General features: G+C 64.8%; 11 protein-coding genes. 3 read left to right on the top strand and 8 right to left on the bottom strand.

All coding sequences use genetic code 11. From position 1 onward, the window contains the following. Positions 1 to 188: 188 nt before the first annotated feature. Positions 189 to 1,451 (bottom strand): serine hydrolase domain-containing protein, encoded by a 1,263-nt coding sequence (locus tag AC3FNH_RS25865; RefSeq protein WP_488722089.1) that lies wholly within the window; start codon positions 1,449 to 1,451, stop codon positions 189 to 191. Between the two features lie 278 nt (positions 1,452 to 1,729). Between AC3FNH_RS25865 and AC3FNH_RS25860 the strand changes: the two genes are divergently transcribed. Continuing rightward, positions 1,730 to 1,945 carry a hypothetical protein gene (locus AC3FNH_RS25860; protein WP_488722119.1) on the top strand — a complete coding sequence of 72 codons (216 nt, stop codon included), beginning with the start codon at positions 1,730 to 1,732 and terminating at the stop codon, positions 1,943 to 1,945. Between the two features lie 41 nt (positions 1,946 to 1,986). Here the strand turns inward: AC3FNH_RS25860 and fdhF are convergent, their stop codons facing one another. From fdhF to oxlT (AC3FNH_RS25830), 6 genes are all read right to left on the bottom strand, one after another. After that, complete coding sequence (gene fdhF / locus AC3FNH_RS25855) at positions 1,987 to 4,800, bottom strand: formate dehydrogenase subunit alpha (RefSeq protein ID WP_488722088.1); 2,814 nt, start codon at positions 4,798 to 4,800, stop codon at positions 1,987 to 1,989. Further along, a complete protein-coding gene (locus AC3FNH_RS25850) occupies positions 4,797 to 6,542 on the bottom strand; it encodes an NADH-ubiquinone oxidoreductase-F iron-sulfur binding region domain-containing protein (protein WP_488722087.1) in 1,746 nt (581 codons plus the stop codon). Before AC3FNH_RS25850 ends, fdhF begins: the two co-directional genes overlap by 4 nt. A 157-nt stretch (positions 6,543 to 6,699) precedes the next feature. Beyond that, on the bottom strand, positions 6,700 to 8,019 hold the full coding sequence (oxlT, locus tag AC3FNH_RS25845) for an oxalate/formate MFS antiporter (RefSeq protein WP_488722086.1): 1,320 nt from the start codon (positions 8,017 to 8,019) through the stop codon (positions 6,700 to 6,702). A gap of 667 nt (positions 8,020 to 8,686) precedes the next feature. Continuing rightward, positions 8,687 to 8,905: a hypothetical protein gene (locus AC3FNH_RS25840; RefSeq protein WP_488722085.1), complete on the bottom strand. Its 219-nt coding sequence runs from the start codon at positions 8,903 to 8,905 to the stop codon at positions 8,687 to 8,689. A 145-nt stretch (positions 8,906 to 9,050) separates the two neighbouring features. After that, on the bottom strand, positions 9,051 to 9,983 hold the full coding sequence (locus tag AC3FNH_RS25835) for a LysR family transcriptional regulator (RefSeq protein WP_276101877.1): 933 nt from the start codon (positions 9,981 to 9,983) through the stop codon (positions 9,051 to 9,053). A 257-nt stretch (positions 9,984 to 10,240) separates the two neighbouring features. Then, positions 10,241 to 11,569 (bottom strand): oxalate/formate MFS antiporter, encoded by a 1,329-nt coding sequence (oxlT, locus tag AC3FNH_RS25830; RefSeq protein WP_488722084.1) that lies wholly within the window; start codon positions 11,567 to 11,569, stop codon positions 10,241 to 10,243. A 207-nt stretch (positions 11,570 to 11,776) separates the two neighbouring features. Here oxlT (AC3FNH_RS25830) and AC3FNH_RS25825 point away from each other — a divergent pair, with 207 nt between their 5' ends. Together AC3FNH_RS25825 and AC3FNH_RS25820 are read left to right on the top strand one after the other, a co-directional pair. Continuing rightward, entirely contained in the window at positions 11,777 to 12,715 is a 939-nt protein-coding gene (locus tag AC3FNH_RS25825) for a LysR family transcriptional regulator (RefSeq protein WP_488722083.1), read from the top strand. A 110-nt stretch (positions 12,716 to 12,825) separates the two neighbouring features. Next, the gene (locus AC3FNH_RS25820) at positions 12,826 to 13,128 is read left to right on the top strand and encodes an HAD family hydrolase (RefSeq protein ID WP_276101880.1); all 303 of its coding nucleotides are present in this window, start codon (positions 12,826 to 12,828) and stop codon (positions 13,126 to 13,128) included. Between the two features lie 228 nt (positions 13,129 to 13,356). Here AC3FNH_RS25820 and AC3FNH_RS25815 read toward each other — a convergent pair whose 3' ends face one another. Then, a complete protein-coding gene (locus AC3FNH_RS25815; protein WP_488722082.1) occupies positions 13,357 to 14,262 on the bottom strand; it encodes an alpha/beta hydrolase in 906 nt (301 codons plus the stop codon). Positions 14,263 to 14,270 lie beyond the last annotated feature (8 nt).

Raw genomic sequence — 14,270 nt, 5'->3', positions numbered from 1 at the left:
GCCATAGAGCTATATTTTACGCTGGCACAGTCGGGGGGCTGTGGGGATGATTGCGCTGTCGTGCTTGGCAGGCGCTGCTGTTTCGCCGGCGTAGCCGGCGAGTCACTTTTTGTCCGAGCGACAAGAAGTAACCAAAAAGCGCTTTACGCCTGCCAAGCACGACAGCGCAATACACCACCACAACCCCCTTAGCGCACCGCCGTCCCCGGTTCAGTGATAGCGCTGTAGACCAGCGTGCGCAGCTGGCGTCGCACGGCATAAGCCGAAGAAGGCAGAAGCTGGGTCAGGAAGAGACCGATGAGTTCCTCTTGCGGGTCTACCCAGAAGAAAGTGCTGGCCGCCCCACCCCAGAAGAAATCGCCGGCGCTGCCGGGGATCAGCGTCGATTCCGGCGTCACCGTCGTGGCAAAGCCGAGCCCGAATCCCACGCCATCATAGGTAGCCTCGCTGAACATCGAGCGCGACAGGCGCGGCAGGTCCACGCCGCCTGGCAGGTGGTTCGCGGTCATCAGCTTCAGGGTCTTCGGCCCGAGCAAGCGCACGCCGTCGAGTTCGCCCCCTTGCAGCAGCATGCGCGCGAAACGCATGTAGTCCGCCGCCGTGGACACCAGCCCGCCTCCGCCGGAGATAAAGCTCGGCGGCTTCAAGTAGGGGCTGGTGCGAGGGTCGTCCTGCAGCATGGGCCCCTTCTGGGATATGACTTTCGAACCGAGGACGCCCACGGCATAACACGCGCAGAAGCGCGATGCCTTGTCTTCCGGCACGTGGAAGGCGGTGTCGACCATGCCCAGCGGATCGAAGATGCGTGCCTTCAGGAAGTCCTCGAACGGCATGCCGCTGACCTTGCCGACCAGGTAGCCAAGCACGTCAGTGGAGACCGAGTAGTTCCAGGCCTCGCCCGGCGAGAATTCAAGCGGCAGCGTGGCCAGCTTCTCGATCATCTCGTCCAGAGTGCCTTCGGTGGCAAGCTCGCCAAGCTTCAGCCTGCGGTACGCCGCGTCGACGTTGGTGTTCTGCTGGAAGCCATAGGTCAGGCCCGAGGTGTGCCGCAGCAGGTCGACCACCAGCATCGGGCGTGCCGGCGGGCGCGTCTGGAAGCTTTCCATGAAGCCACCGACATGGACACCGAGGTTTTCCCACGCCGGAATGTATTTGCTGACCGGATCGTCCAGCGCGATCTTGCATTCCTCGACCAGCATCATGACCGCCACCGACGTCACGGGCTTGGTCATCGAGTAGATGCGGAAGATCGAATCCTGCGCCAGCGGCACCTGCCGCTCGCGGTCGGCCAGGCCGAGCACCGAGTTCAGCGCCAGTTCGCCGCGCCGCCAGACCTGGATCAGCGCGCCGGGCAGCTTGCCGGTCGCGATATAGGATTCGTCGATGAAACGTTCAACGCGGGCAAGCCGCTCGCGGGACATGCCCCGCGTTTCCCTGCTCTGCATAGTCATCTCTCCCCCGGGTATTTGCCTGCGCCGGCACACCGGTCAGTCACGGTCAGTGACGGTCCGGCCGGCCAGGTGCCGCAGCAGGCGGCGCAAACCCCGCCATCATGACATTGGCGGCGCATTCGCGCCAAGCGCGCATCAGCACCATGCCGAAATTTGCGGCGGAACCAGCCCACGGACCGCTTGTATCCACTAAATTGGAGACTGGCTTGCAGACGACTGCCAAGGGAGATCACATCATGGCCGCATGGAATCCCCGATTCACCGCCCTGGCGCTGGCGATGGCGCTGACCGCCGGCGCCGGCATGTCATGGGGCACGGAGCAGGCGCAGCAACGCCGCGACGCGCGCGACGTCCGGCAGGATACGCGCCAGGACTCGCGGCAGACCAAGCAGGATTGCCGCGCGGCCAACCAGAAGAGCAACGCGAATTGCCGCCAGGACAAGCGGGATACCAAGCAGGGAGGCCGGCAGACGGCCCGCGACATCAAGTATTGAGCCGCGGGCCGGGTAGTGGCCGGGTAGCAACGCGCCGGCCGTCAGGCCCCCAGCACCTTGCCCCCGCCGTAGCTCGACTGCGTCGGCGCCACCCCGCCCAGGACCACACGGATCGCGCAGTACTTGAACTCGGGAATCTTCCCGAACGGGTCCAGCGCCGCGTTGGTGAGCTTGTTGATGGCCGCCTCGTAATAGCAGAACGGCACGAACACGGCGCCGCGCGGCGTGCCGGCGTCGGCGCGCGCATAGAGTGACACCTCTCCGCGCCGCGAGGTCAGCGTGACGACGTCACCGGGCTGGCCGCCCAGCTCGGCCAGGTCGAGCGGATGCACCAGCGCCACCGGATCCGGCTCGATCGCGTCGAGCACGCCCGCGCGCCGCGTCATGCTGCCGGTGTGCCAGTGCTCCAGCTGGCGGCCGGTGATCAGCACCATCGGATAATCCGTGTCGGGCCGTTCGTCCGCGGGAATGATGTCCGCCGGAACGAAGCGGCCGCGCCCGGTAGCGGTCGGGAACCGGTCGGTGAAGATCACCGGCTCGCCCGGGTCGCCTTCGGCACGGCATGGATACGTCACGGCGCCCGTCTCCTGCAAGCGGTCCCACGTCACGCCGCCGATGCTCGGCATGGCGTGACGCATCTCGTCGAAGACGTCCGCCACGCTGCCGTAGCGCCAGTCCAGGCCCAGGCCCTGCGCCATCTGCTGGATGATCCACAGGTCCTGCCTGGCCTGCCCCGGCGGCAACAGCGCCTGGCGCCCGAGTTGTACGGTGCGGTCCGTGTTGGTAAAGGTGCCGGTCTTTTCCGGGAAAGCCGACGCCGGCAGCACCACATCGGCCAGGTAGGCGGTCTCGGTCAGGAAGATGTCCTGCACCACGAGATGGTCCAGCGCGGCCAGCGCCTCGCGCGCGTGCTCGGCATCCGGGTCCGACATCGCCGGGTTCTCGCCCATGATGTACATGCCGCGCACCTCGCCGCGCCCGATCGCGTCCATGATCTCGACCACGGTCAGGCCCGGCTGGCGGTCCAGCGGCATGCCCCACAGCTTCTCGAAGCTGGCAATGGCATCAGGATCGTCGACGCGGCGGTAGTCCGGGTACATCATCGGGATCAGGCCGGCATCGGACGCACCCTGCACATTGTTCTGGCCGCGCAGCGGATGCAGGCCCGTGCCGGGACGGCCGATCTGGCCCGTCATCAGCGCCAGCGCGATCAGGCAACGCGCGTTGTCGGTGCCGTGCACGTGCTGCGAGATACCCATGCCCCACAGGATCATCGACGCCTTGGACGTGGCATAGGCACGCGCGACTTCACGGATGGTCTGCGCATCGATGCCGCATACCGGCGCCATCAGTTCCGGGCTGAATGCGGCCACGTTGCGCTGCAGCTCGTCGAAGCCGATGGTGCGGCTGTCGATGAAGTCCTGGTCGACCAGTCCCTCGGCGACGATCACGTGCATCATCGCGTTGAGCAATGCGACGTCCGCATCCGGGGTGAACTGCAGGAAGCGCCAGGCAAAGCGCGCCAGGTCCGAGCGCCGCGGATCGGCCACGATAAGCTTCGTGCCGTTCTTCACCGCATTCTTGATCCAGCTTGCCGCCACGGGGTGGTTCACGGTCGGGTTGGCACCGATCACGATCACGACCTCGGCGCGGTCCACGTCCATGACCGGGTTCGACACCGCGCCGGAACCGATGCCTTCGAGCAGCGCCGCGACCGATGACGCGTGGCACAGCCGCGTGCAGTGATCGACGTTGTTGCTGCCAAAGCCGGTGCGCACGAGCTTCTGGAACAGGTAAGCCTCTTCGTTGCTGCCCTTGGCCGAGCCAAAGCCGGCCAGCGCGCGCTTGCCATGCATGTCGCGGATCTGCACCAGCTTGCCGGTGGCAAGCGCCAGCGCTTCTTCCCAGGCCGCTTCGCGGAAGACGTCCATCACGTGGTCCGGATCCATGACGAAGTCGCCGCGCTTGGGCACGCCTTCGCGCCGGATCAGCGGCACGGTCAGGCGCTGCGGGTGCTGCACGTAGTCGAAGCCATAACGGCCCTTCACGCACAGGCGCCTGTGGTTGGCCGGGCCATCACGTCCTTCGACGTAGAGGATGCGGTTGTCCTTGACGTTGTAGGTCAGCTGGCAGCCCACGCCGCAGTAGGGGCACACCGACTCCACCTGCTTGTCCGGCACCGCCAGCGCCACGTCGCGCGCGGGCATCAGCGCTCCGGTCGGGCAGGCCTGCACGCATTCGCCGCAGGCCACGCACGTGGACGCGCCCATAGGGTCGTCCATGTCGAAGACGATGCGGGCGGCGTCGCCACGCCATGCCAGGCCGATCACGTCATTGACCTGCTCGTCGCGGCACGCGCGCACGCAGCGCGTGCACTGGATGCAGGCGTCGAGATTGACGGCGATGGCGGGATGCGAGAGATCCGCCGCCACGCGCTCGCGCGGCGCGAAGCGCGGCTTGCCGACATCCAGCCGCGCCGACCACTGGTCCAGTTCGCTGTGCCGCGTGTATTCGGCTTCCGGCATGTCGGACTGCAGCAGCTCCAGCACCGTGCGCTGGGCGCGCCGTGCGCGTTCCGATTCGGTCTGCACCGTCATGCCCTGCGCCGGATAGCGGCAGCACGACGGCGCCAGGACGCGCTCGCCCTGGATCTCCACCATGCAGGCGCGGCAATTGCCGGCGGGTTCGAGTCCGTCCTTGTAGCAGAGGTGGGGAACGTCGAAGCCTTCGCGCTGCGCCACCTTCAGCAGGCTTTCGCCGGGCTGCGCGCAGACCTCCCGGCCATTGAGCGTGAACGTGACGGCAGGCTCGGTGGATTCGACCAGCGCGCGCTCGGCGCGTGTCAGCGCATTCATGCCTGTGCCTCCGTGCGGTCTGCTGCCGCCTGCAGTTCATGGGGGAAGTAGCGGATCACGCAATCCACGGGGTTCGGTGCGGCCTGCCCGAGGCCGCAGATCGACGCATCGCGCATCACGGCGGACAGGTCTTCCAGCGCAGCCAGGTCCCATTGCGGCGCGCGGATCAGGTCGGACGCCTTGGCCGTGCCGACGCGGCACGGCGTGCACTGCCCGCAGGACTCATGCCGGAAGAAATGCATCAGGTTGCGCGCGGCACCGACGGCGCTGTCATGGTCGGACAGCACCACGATGGCCGCCGAGCCGATGAAACAGCCGTGCGGCTGGAGCGTATCGAAGTCCAGCGGGATGTTGCCCATCGATGCAGGCAGGATGCCGCCCGAGGCGCCGCCAGGCAGGTAGGCATAGAAGCTGTGTCCGTCGAGCATGCCGCCGCAGTATTCGTCGATCAGCTCGCGCACCGTGATGCCGGCCGGCGCCAGGTGCACGCCGGGCCGGCGCACGCGGCCGGACACCGAGAACGAGCGCAGCCCCTTGCGGCCATGCCGGCCCTGCGAGGCGAACCATTCGGCGCCGTTCTCCAGGATGTCGCGCACCCAGTAGAGCGTTTCGAAGTTGTGCTCGAGCGTCGGCCGGCCGAACAAACCCACTTGCGCCACATAGGGCGGGCGCAGGCGCGGCATGCCGCGCTTGCCTTCGATCGACTCGATCATGGCCGATTCCTCGCCGCAGATATAGGCGCCCGCGCCGCGGCGCAGTTCGATCTGAGGCAGGGCCGCGCCCGCTACGGGCGGATCGTCGCGCAGTTCCTGCAGCGCCTGCGTGAGGATGGCGCGGCAACCCGCGTACTCGTCGCGCAGGTAGATATAGATGGCCGACACCTGCACCACGGCCGCGGCAATCAGCATGCCCTCGAGGAAGCGGTGCGGGTCGCGCTCCAGGTAGACGCGGTCCTTGAACGTGCCGGGCTCGCCTTCGTCGATATTCACGGCCATGAGGCGCGGCGCCGGCTCGTTGCCGACGATGCGCCATTTGCGGCCGGTCGGGAATCCCGCGCCGCCCAGGCCGCGCAGCCCGGAGTCCTCCATCGTGCAGAGCACGCCGGCCGGATCGAGACGGCCCTGCGCGAGCGCGTCGAGCAGCGCGTAGCCGCCGCCCGCACGGTAGGCGGCATAGCCGGTCTGCGCCACAGATTCATCGCGGATGGTGCCAGCTGTTACGCAGGCCTCGACGGCTGCCACCGTGGCGCCATCCAGCGGCTTCTGGCCCACCAGCGCAGCCGGCGCTTTCTCGCACCGGCCGATGCATGGGGCGGCCACCACGCGCACGTCCGTACCGAGCAACGCGGGGAGCTTGTCGATCAGTGTGCGGGCACCGGCCATTTCGCAGGCAATGCCCTCGCAGACGCGCACCGTCAGCGCAGGCGGCGGCGCAATGTGCCCATCGGCGTCTTCACGCACCACGTCAAAGTGGTGATAGAAGGTGGCCACCTCGTACACCTCGGTCATGGCCAGTCCCAGTTCCTGGGCCAGTGCCACCAGGTGCGGCATGGCCAGCTGGCCGTAGCGGTCCTGGATGCAGTGCAGGTGCTCGATCAGCAGGTCGCGGCGGCGCGGCATGTCGCCAAGCGCGGCCCGCACTTCCGCCAGCGCGGCGGCGTCGACCTGCCGGCCTTTGGGCTGGCGGCGCTTGCGCAACCGTCCAAGCCCGGTGGCGTCGAGTGGAATGACAACCTGGTTCATGAAGCTTTGTCTCCTGCGGACGCTATGAAGGCGTTCAGGAAGGCGCCCTTGCGGGCAGCCTTCCTGTCGCTCTTTCTTTTTTCCTTCCTCGTATTGTGCTACCGGGTGCGACGCCTGTGTTCGGTGAAGGCGGCGGCACGCCGTACGGCTTTCTTCATCAGGTCAGGTCCTCCGGCACGGCGCGGTATCCCATCGGGCTCGCGGTATTGGCAAGCACATACTTGCGGGCGTGCGCTTCACGCATCGGCTTGAGGACGAACAGTGCGAGGAACGCGGACAGGCCCGCCATGGCCGAGGCCAGCACGAACACCGCATGCCAGTCGCCGGTCGCCGCGGTGATCACGCTCGAGAACGGCACCAGCAGCGCGGCCGTGCCCTTGGCCGTGTACAGCAGGCCGGCATTGGTGGCGGCGAACTTCGGGCCGAAGGTATCGCCGCAGGTCGCCGGGAACAGGCTGTAGATCTCGCCCCAGGCGAAGAACACGATGCCGGTGAGCACCACGAACGCCACCGGGTTGTGGCCGTACTTGGACAGCAGCAGGATGCCGACCGCCTCCACCGCGAAAGCGAAGAACATGGTGCGTTCGCGGCCGATGTGGTCCGAGATCCAGCCGAAGAACGGACGGGTCAGGCCGTTGAGCACGCGGTCGATGGTCAGCGCGAAGGTCAGCGCGGGCAGCGTCAGGCCGAGGATCGACACCGGCGAATCATGCAGGCCGAAGTCCTTGGCGATCGGGCCGAGCTGCGCGGTGGCCATCAGGCCGCCAGCGGCCATCATCACGAACATCGCGTACATGATCCAGAAGATCGGCGACTTCAGCACCTGGCGCGGCGTGGCGTTGTAGGTCGCCGCGGCCTTGAGGGTGGACTTGACCTCGCTCAGGATCTTGGCCGACGGCGGATACAGGGCCATGCCCAGGATGAACACGATCAGGCCCTGGCCCAGGCCGAACCACAGAAACGTGGCTTCGTAGCCCGACGACTTGATCATGTTGGCGATGGGCACCACGGTCATCGCGGAACCCGCGCCGAAGCCCGCCGCAGTAATGCCCGCGGCCAGGCCGCGCCGGTTCGGGAACCACTTCAGCGCATTGCCCACGCAGGTGCCATAGACCGCGCCCGCACCGACACCGCCGATGGCCGCCGCGAAATACAGCATAGGCAGCGACGAGGCCATCGAGTTCAGCACCCAGGCGATCGCGCACAGCAGACCACCACCCACGACCACGGGACGCGGACCGTACTTGTCGACCAGGTAGCCTTCGATCGGCACCAGCCACGTCTCCGTCACGACGAAGATGGTGAACGCGACCTGGATCGCGGTGCGGCCCCAGTGGTATTTGTCATCGATCGGGTTGACGAACAGCGTCCACCCGTACTGCATGTTGGCAATCATCGCCATACAGATGACGCCGAAGACCAGCTGTACCCACGGCGACGCAAAGCGCGACGTGGATTCCCTCTGCTGCAGTTCCATTGATGTCTCCTTCTAGGCAGTCGAAGACTGCCTGTGGTGGAAGATATGGGCGCCTGCCTGACGCCTCTCGCTTATCGCACTTTCCCGAACAGCTGAGCCGTTCTAGTGCTATACGGTATGTGATATATCAACCAAGTCAAGCGTATTCTTCGCGGCCCTGCAGCACGGCTTCTCCGGCAAAAAATGACCGTGCCCCGCGACTGCCTCGCGACTGGTGCGCGGCATGCATCAACGGCGCTGCTTGCAGCTTGAGGAGTTATTGAAAATCAAGAGGTTACCCTCGCTTGCCGCATCAATCGGGCGAGCCAGGACGGCCGTCACCGTGACGGGATTCGGAGGACCGGAAATCGGGGAAGACGACCGGGCTGGGGAAAGTCCCTAGAACCATACAACTAAGACATTACTAGTTTGTATGGACAAAACCGATGCAGGAAATACCGGCGCTCTGCCGGATTGAGCCTGCAGCCTGCTCAACGGTTGCGCATTTACGAGGGGGATGGCGGCCGGGTATCCGCCAGGTTCCTGCCTCGCGTTCGCGGCCTTGCGTCGAATAGCCAAGGCCAGCTTGTGAGGTTGCGGGATTGGGGTATTGCTCCAAGGGTTGCCGGCCGCTACAGCCCTTGTCAGATGCGCCGTTCAATCGGGACGACGCGGGGTGCGAACAGGCTCAGGCGTACGCCAGTTCGCCGGCGGCAGCCACCGTGCGTGACGGACGAGCGCGGCCAATGCCATCGCTTTCCTGGTTCGAGCCCAGACCTGCGAAGCGACCATGCGCCTGCGCGGTCACGAGCACATCGACGGGCAGGCGCGTAGCCAGCAGCGTCGTCATGCCGACGCCGGCTGCGATCAGGCCAAGGCCGAGAACGAAGAGAAGAGCGACTTCCATTTGAAAACTCCGATTGCGTTGTGGTTAGGAGTTTTCATTATATGCTGCGCTGCAGTATGTGTAAATATCCTGTATGTAATATATCAATAGGGTTTTGCTTCTATGCAACAGCACTCGGCGGAGGCCTGGTCCTGACCCCGTTTTCCTAAGCCTCCACCGCGATCGGCGGCTGCCAGCCGGGTTCGGCCGCGTCCTTGTACTCGAGCCCGCGCAGCGCATCCCAGATCGCGGCCGCATTCGGCTTGAGCGACCGGCTCTTGCGGCGCACCAACATGACCGTCGACGTCACCTGGGGTCTCAGCGGCCGCATGACCGCGGCGGGATGGAGGCCACCCGCCTGCGCGCGCGACGGCACCACGCCGATGCCGAGGCCAAGCGCCACCATGCCGAAGACGGCGGCGAAATGGCCCAGCAACTGCAAAGAACCCGCGCGCACGTGATGGTTGCTGAGCGCCTTTTCCACGACGGGCTGTACGCCGCATTGCTGGTCCAGCGTGAGCAAGTTGGCATTGCACAGGTCGCCCCACGCAATCGCGTCGCGCGAGGCGAGCGGATGCTCTGCCGGCAGCACCGCGTGATACGGATCGATGCACAACGGTTCGCAATAGAGATCGTCGCCCGGCTGCGGATCGGTGGCGATGCCGAAGTCCACTTCTCCGCTGCGCACGCTTTGCAGCACCGACTCTTGCGAACGGTCCTTCAAGTGGATCGCGATCGCCGGCCAGGCCTTGCGGCAGCCGGCGAGCCACGCGGGCACGGACATCGAACTCAGTACGGGATCGGTCGCGATCTGCACCAGGCCTTGCGACGGCCGCGCCGCGCCCTGGCTGTCTCGCAGGGTCTGCTCGACTTCTTCGATCAGGTGACAGATGCGTTGCGACAGGTGCTGCCCTGCGTCGGTCAGTTCCACCTGCCGCGTGGTGCGGTCGAACAGGCGCTGGTCGATCTCCTCTTCGAGTTCGCGCACGCTTCGGCTGACCGCCGACTGCGTCAGGCCCAGTTCCGCGGCCGCGCGCGTGAAGCTCTTGTGCCGCGCGACCGCGGCAAACGCCTTCAGTTGGGGAAGCGAGATATTCATGGCCGCCCTCCTCCGCCCCGGTTCCCTTGAGGCAACGGCAACGGCAGCGCGAGGCTGCGATGCGGTCCTGCGGCAAGCGTGGATGATTGCAGTCTGCTCACGGCTGTCTCCCTGGCGGCCCGTCCGCCTGTGCTGTGTTGTTGTTGTGTCCGTGGCCCACATGGCAAAAGGCCTGCGCCATGCGCAGACCGTTTGCCGGGGGCATTCAGGGGCCCGGATGCGAGATCCCGGCTCACCCGATTTCTCCCTGCTCCGTCTTATTCCGCTTCCCTTCGGGGACGCACCATGAATGCGGCATCCGACACGGCCACCGCATCCGCATGGCCCGTGATGAACCGCTTGCGCATCGGTGCCAGCACCAGCTTCGCCGACACGCCCGCTGCGATTGTCACGACGGCCGCCACCGTGAACACTGCATCCCAGCCTCCGCGCGCCGACAGGACCGATGCCAGCGGCACCAGCATCGCCGCCGTCCCCTTTGCCGTGTACAACGTGCCCGCATTCGCCGCCGCGAACTTGCTGCCAAACGTGTCCGCGCACAGCGCCGGGAAGATCGAGAAGATCTCGCCCCAGAACAGGAACGTCAGTGCCGCGAAGAACATGAACGCATACGGGTTGTGGCCGAACTGCATCAGCCCGAGCAGCGCCAGGCCTTCGCCGATGAAGATCACGAACATCGTGTTCTCGCGGCCGAACCGGTCGGAGAGGAAGCCGCACAGCGGACGCGTAAAGCCGTTGCACAGGTTGTCGATCGACAGCGTCATCGTCAGCAGCGGCAGCGTCATGCCCAGCATCGTCACCGGCATCGAGGCGAAGCCGAAGTCCTTCGCGATCGGGCCCAGCTGCGCCGTCGCCATGATCCCGCCCGCGGCCACCGCCACGAAGCTCACGTAGATCAGCCAGAACACCGGCGTCTTGACCATCTGCCCCGGCGTGAACTCCACCGGGTTGGTCAGCACCGCCTTCGCCGCCACTGCCCCCTTCGGTGCCCGCGGCTTCACCAGCAGCAATGCCAGCGCGAAGATCGCCACGCCTTGCAGGATCCCGAAGAACAGGAACGCCTTCTCGTAACCTGCGCTGTGGATCATGTTTGCAATAGGAATGACCGTCAGCGCCGCGCCGGTGCCAAAGCCCGCGGCGGTCAGACCCGCTGCCAGGCCACGCTTGTCCGGGAACCACTTCAGCGCATTGCCCACGCACGTGCCGTACACGCCGCCCGCGCCGATGCCCGCGATCACCGCCGCCGCGTACAGCTCCGGCAGTGTCGTCGCATACGCATTCATCACCCACGCCAGGCCCGCGCAGATCGCCCCGCCGGCCACCACCGGCCGCGGGCCGAACTTGTCCACCAGCCAGCCTTCCAGCGGCACCAGCCAGGTTTCGGTCACGATGAATATGGAAAATGCCACCTGGATCGCGGACGTGCCCCAGTGATGCTTGGCGTCCATCGGTGACACAAAGAGAGTCCAGCCATACTGCAGGTTCGCCACCAGGCCCATGCAAACCACGCCTACGGCCAGTTGGAACCAACGATTCTGCAGGCCGCGTCCATTGCCGGTCGCGGCTGCCACTTGATGTTGCGCCATCTACTGTCTCCTAGTGCTTGTCTGATGCGTCCCTGGCGGGACACCCTTCCGGGCCTCTGTGAGGTGGGCCCTACACGACTAGATCGGCGCCTGACATTGCGGCATGCAAATCTGTGGGATTGATGCTACTTCAATCTAAGATTCAGACGGCTTAAAGTTTTTTATCATATGCATTGACGAACGTTTATATATTGCACGGAACGACTGATGAGAAACGCCACACTGCGCCAGCTGAAAGTCTTTGAAACGGTTGCCAGGCACATGAGTTTTTCGCGTGCCGCCGAAGAACTGCACCTGACCCAGCCGGCCGTCTCGACGCAGGTCAGGCAGTTGGAAAGCCACGTCGGCCTGCCGCTGTTCGAGCAGCTGGGCAAGAAGATCTATCTCACCCCGGCCGGGCACGAGATGCTGCACTACAGCCGCAGCATCATCCAGCAGTTTCGCGAAGCCGAAGACGCCATGTCGCAGCTCAAGGGCATTTCGGGCGGCCGGCTGAACGTGGCCGTGATCAGCGCGGGCGATTACTTTTTCCCGCGGCTGCTGGCCGAATTCATGGAGCGCCACGATGGCGTGACGCTGAATCTTGCAGTGCACAATCGCGAGGAACTGTTGCACCAGCTGGCTGGCAACCTCACGGACCTCGCCGTGATGGTGCGCCCGCCCGAAGGCATGGATACGATCAACGAGACCTTCGCGCCGCACCCCTACGTGATCGTGGCCGCGCCGAGCCACCCGCTGGTCGGGCAACGCAATATCCCCCTGTCCACGCTGACCGACGAGGCCTTCGTCTCTCGCGAGAAAGGGTCCGACACCTGGAACTCCATGCAGGAGGGCTTTGCCGGCAAGCTCTCCAACCTGCGCATCGCCATGGAGATCAAGAGCACCGAGACCATCAAGCAGGCGGTCATCGCCAACATGGGCATTGCCTTCCTCTCGGCCCATACGGTTGGGCTGGAACTGCAGACCGGCAAGCTCGCCGTGCTCGACATCGAGGGCTTTCCGGTCATGCTCAACTGGTATGTGGTGCACCGCAAGAATAAGCGGCTACCTCCGGTGGCACTGGCGTTCAAGCAATTCCTGATGGAGGAAGGCGCGGGGCTGATCCAGCGCATCACTGGCGTGGAGGGCCTTATCCGTCACGGCTGATATATAAACAATATCTTATGGTTTATAGATGAAACTTTAATTATCGTAAATCCATGGGCGCCTCTATGCTTCCCTCAACGCACCGCCAGAGAGAAGACAGGAGGCACACCATGAACCAGATCGAGATCGAACGCCAGCCGGCCGCCACGCTCGGCCGCGACAACCAACCGCTTTCGCGCGCCACCCAGCTTGCCGCCTACAACGCGGCCTTCATCGAACTGGGCCTGCGCTTCCGCTGGGACGAGGCCATGTACGAATGGCTATGCGGCATCGAATGCGAGAAAGAGCGCGTGGCCCGCTATATCGAGGAACACCATACCCATCTGCTCAAGGCTTACGATGCGGCCTTCCTGAGCCAGCTGATCTTCGACAAGAAGAACGAGTACCTGCGAGCGGTCGGACATCTCAACTGAGACGCTGAGACGCCCGACCTCCACTTGAAGCGAGTGCGCTCACGGGGCGCCCTCGCTTTTTTTGTTTGTAGTCGGCGAATGTCGTGGAACGGTAAGATTCGGGATCCCGCTTTCCCGCCTCTCGCCGAGGGCATTTCATCGCTAACCATCGGCGGAACCCCTGACCCGACCAGCCATGGCGGCCGGGTCAGGGCGCATCGTCGGCCAGGGAAACCAGTCGATGGCTAACTAAGCGCCGGCGGCCACGGGCTCGAACGGCTCGTTTGCCGGTTCGGGAAATGCGCCGGAAAGGCGGGCTGCCCTGCTCTGCCCGGAACATTCATCTTCGGCGAGAAACTGTGCCACGGTGTTGGCGACCAGCCTGCGGTCATTGTCGATACTGAGCATGTGATAGCTCTCGTCAACGACCAGCAGCTTTGCGGCACGGATGTGCTTGCTGAGGAAGTAGGCTGAACGCAGGCTCGTCAGTTCGTCTTCACGGGCATGGATGATAAGTGCCGGCCGGGTAACACACCGGATGCGCTTTCGGACATAGCTGCGCAGCCGGTCGAGTTCGCGAATACAGGCGAGCGGTGTCCACGAATAGTGGAAGGTATCGCCGCGCAGGAAGCGCGCCTTGATTGCCGCGCGCAATACGCCGTTCTTGACGCCGAACGGCTCGGATTCCTTCACGCGGAAATTGTTGCGCACCTTGGGAATGTGATAGGCCAGATGCCGCAGCGCCCGATACCAGGGCAGCGACCAGCCATCGAGAAATACCGGCGTCGCCAGCGCGACAACCCTGCCACGCCTGTCGCCGATCAGCTGGCTCAGCGCCAGCGCCAGCAAGGCGCCCATGCACATGCCAACGATGTGAACGGTTTCATACTCGGCACGCATTTCAAGGTATTGCACGGATACCGCTTCAAGCCAATGCTCGAAGCGCACGCCGACTAGATCTTCGGGGCGCGTGCCATGTCCGGGCAGTACAGCGCACTTCGTTTCGTACCCCTCTCCCTTCAGTGTCTTCTCCACGAGCCGCAGTTCATGTTCGGTACCGCCGAGGCCATGGATCAAAAGAGCCGCCGTTGTCTTGCGTGACCCCGTGACCGCGCTACCCAACAACTTTTCGTCCACTATCTTATTCACTTTCATTCGAGGCA

Source organism: Cupriavidus sp. 22TCCZM01-5 (assembly GCF_057798915.1).
Note: the sequence above shows the minus strand (reverse complement) of the source record. Positions and strands in the feature narration are given on the sequence as shown.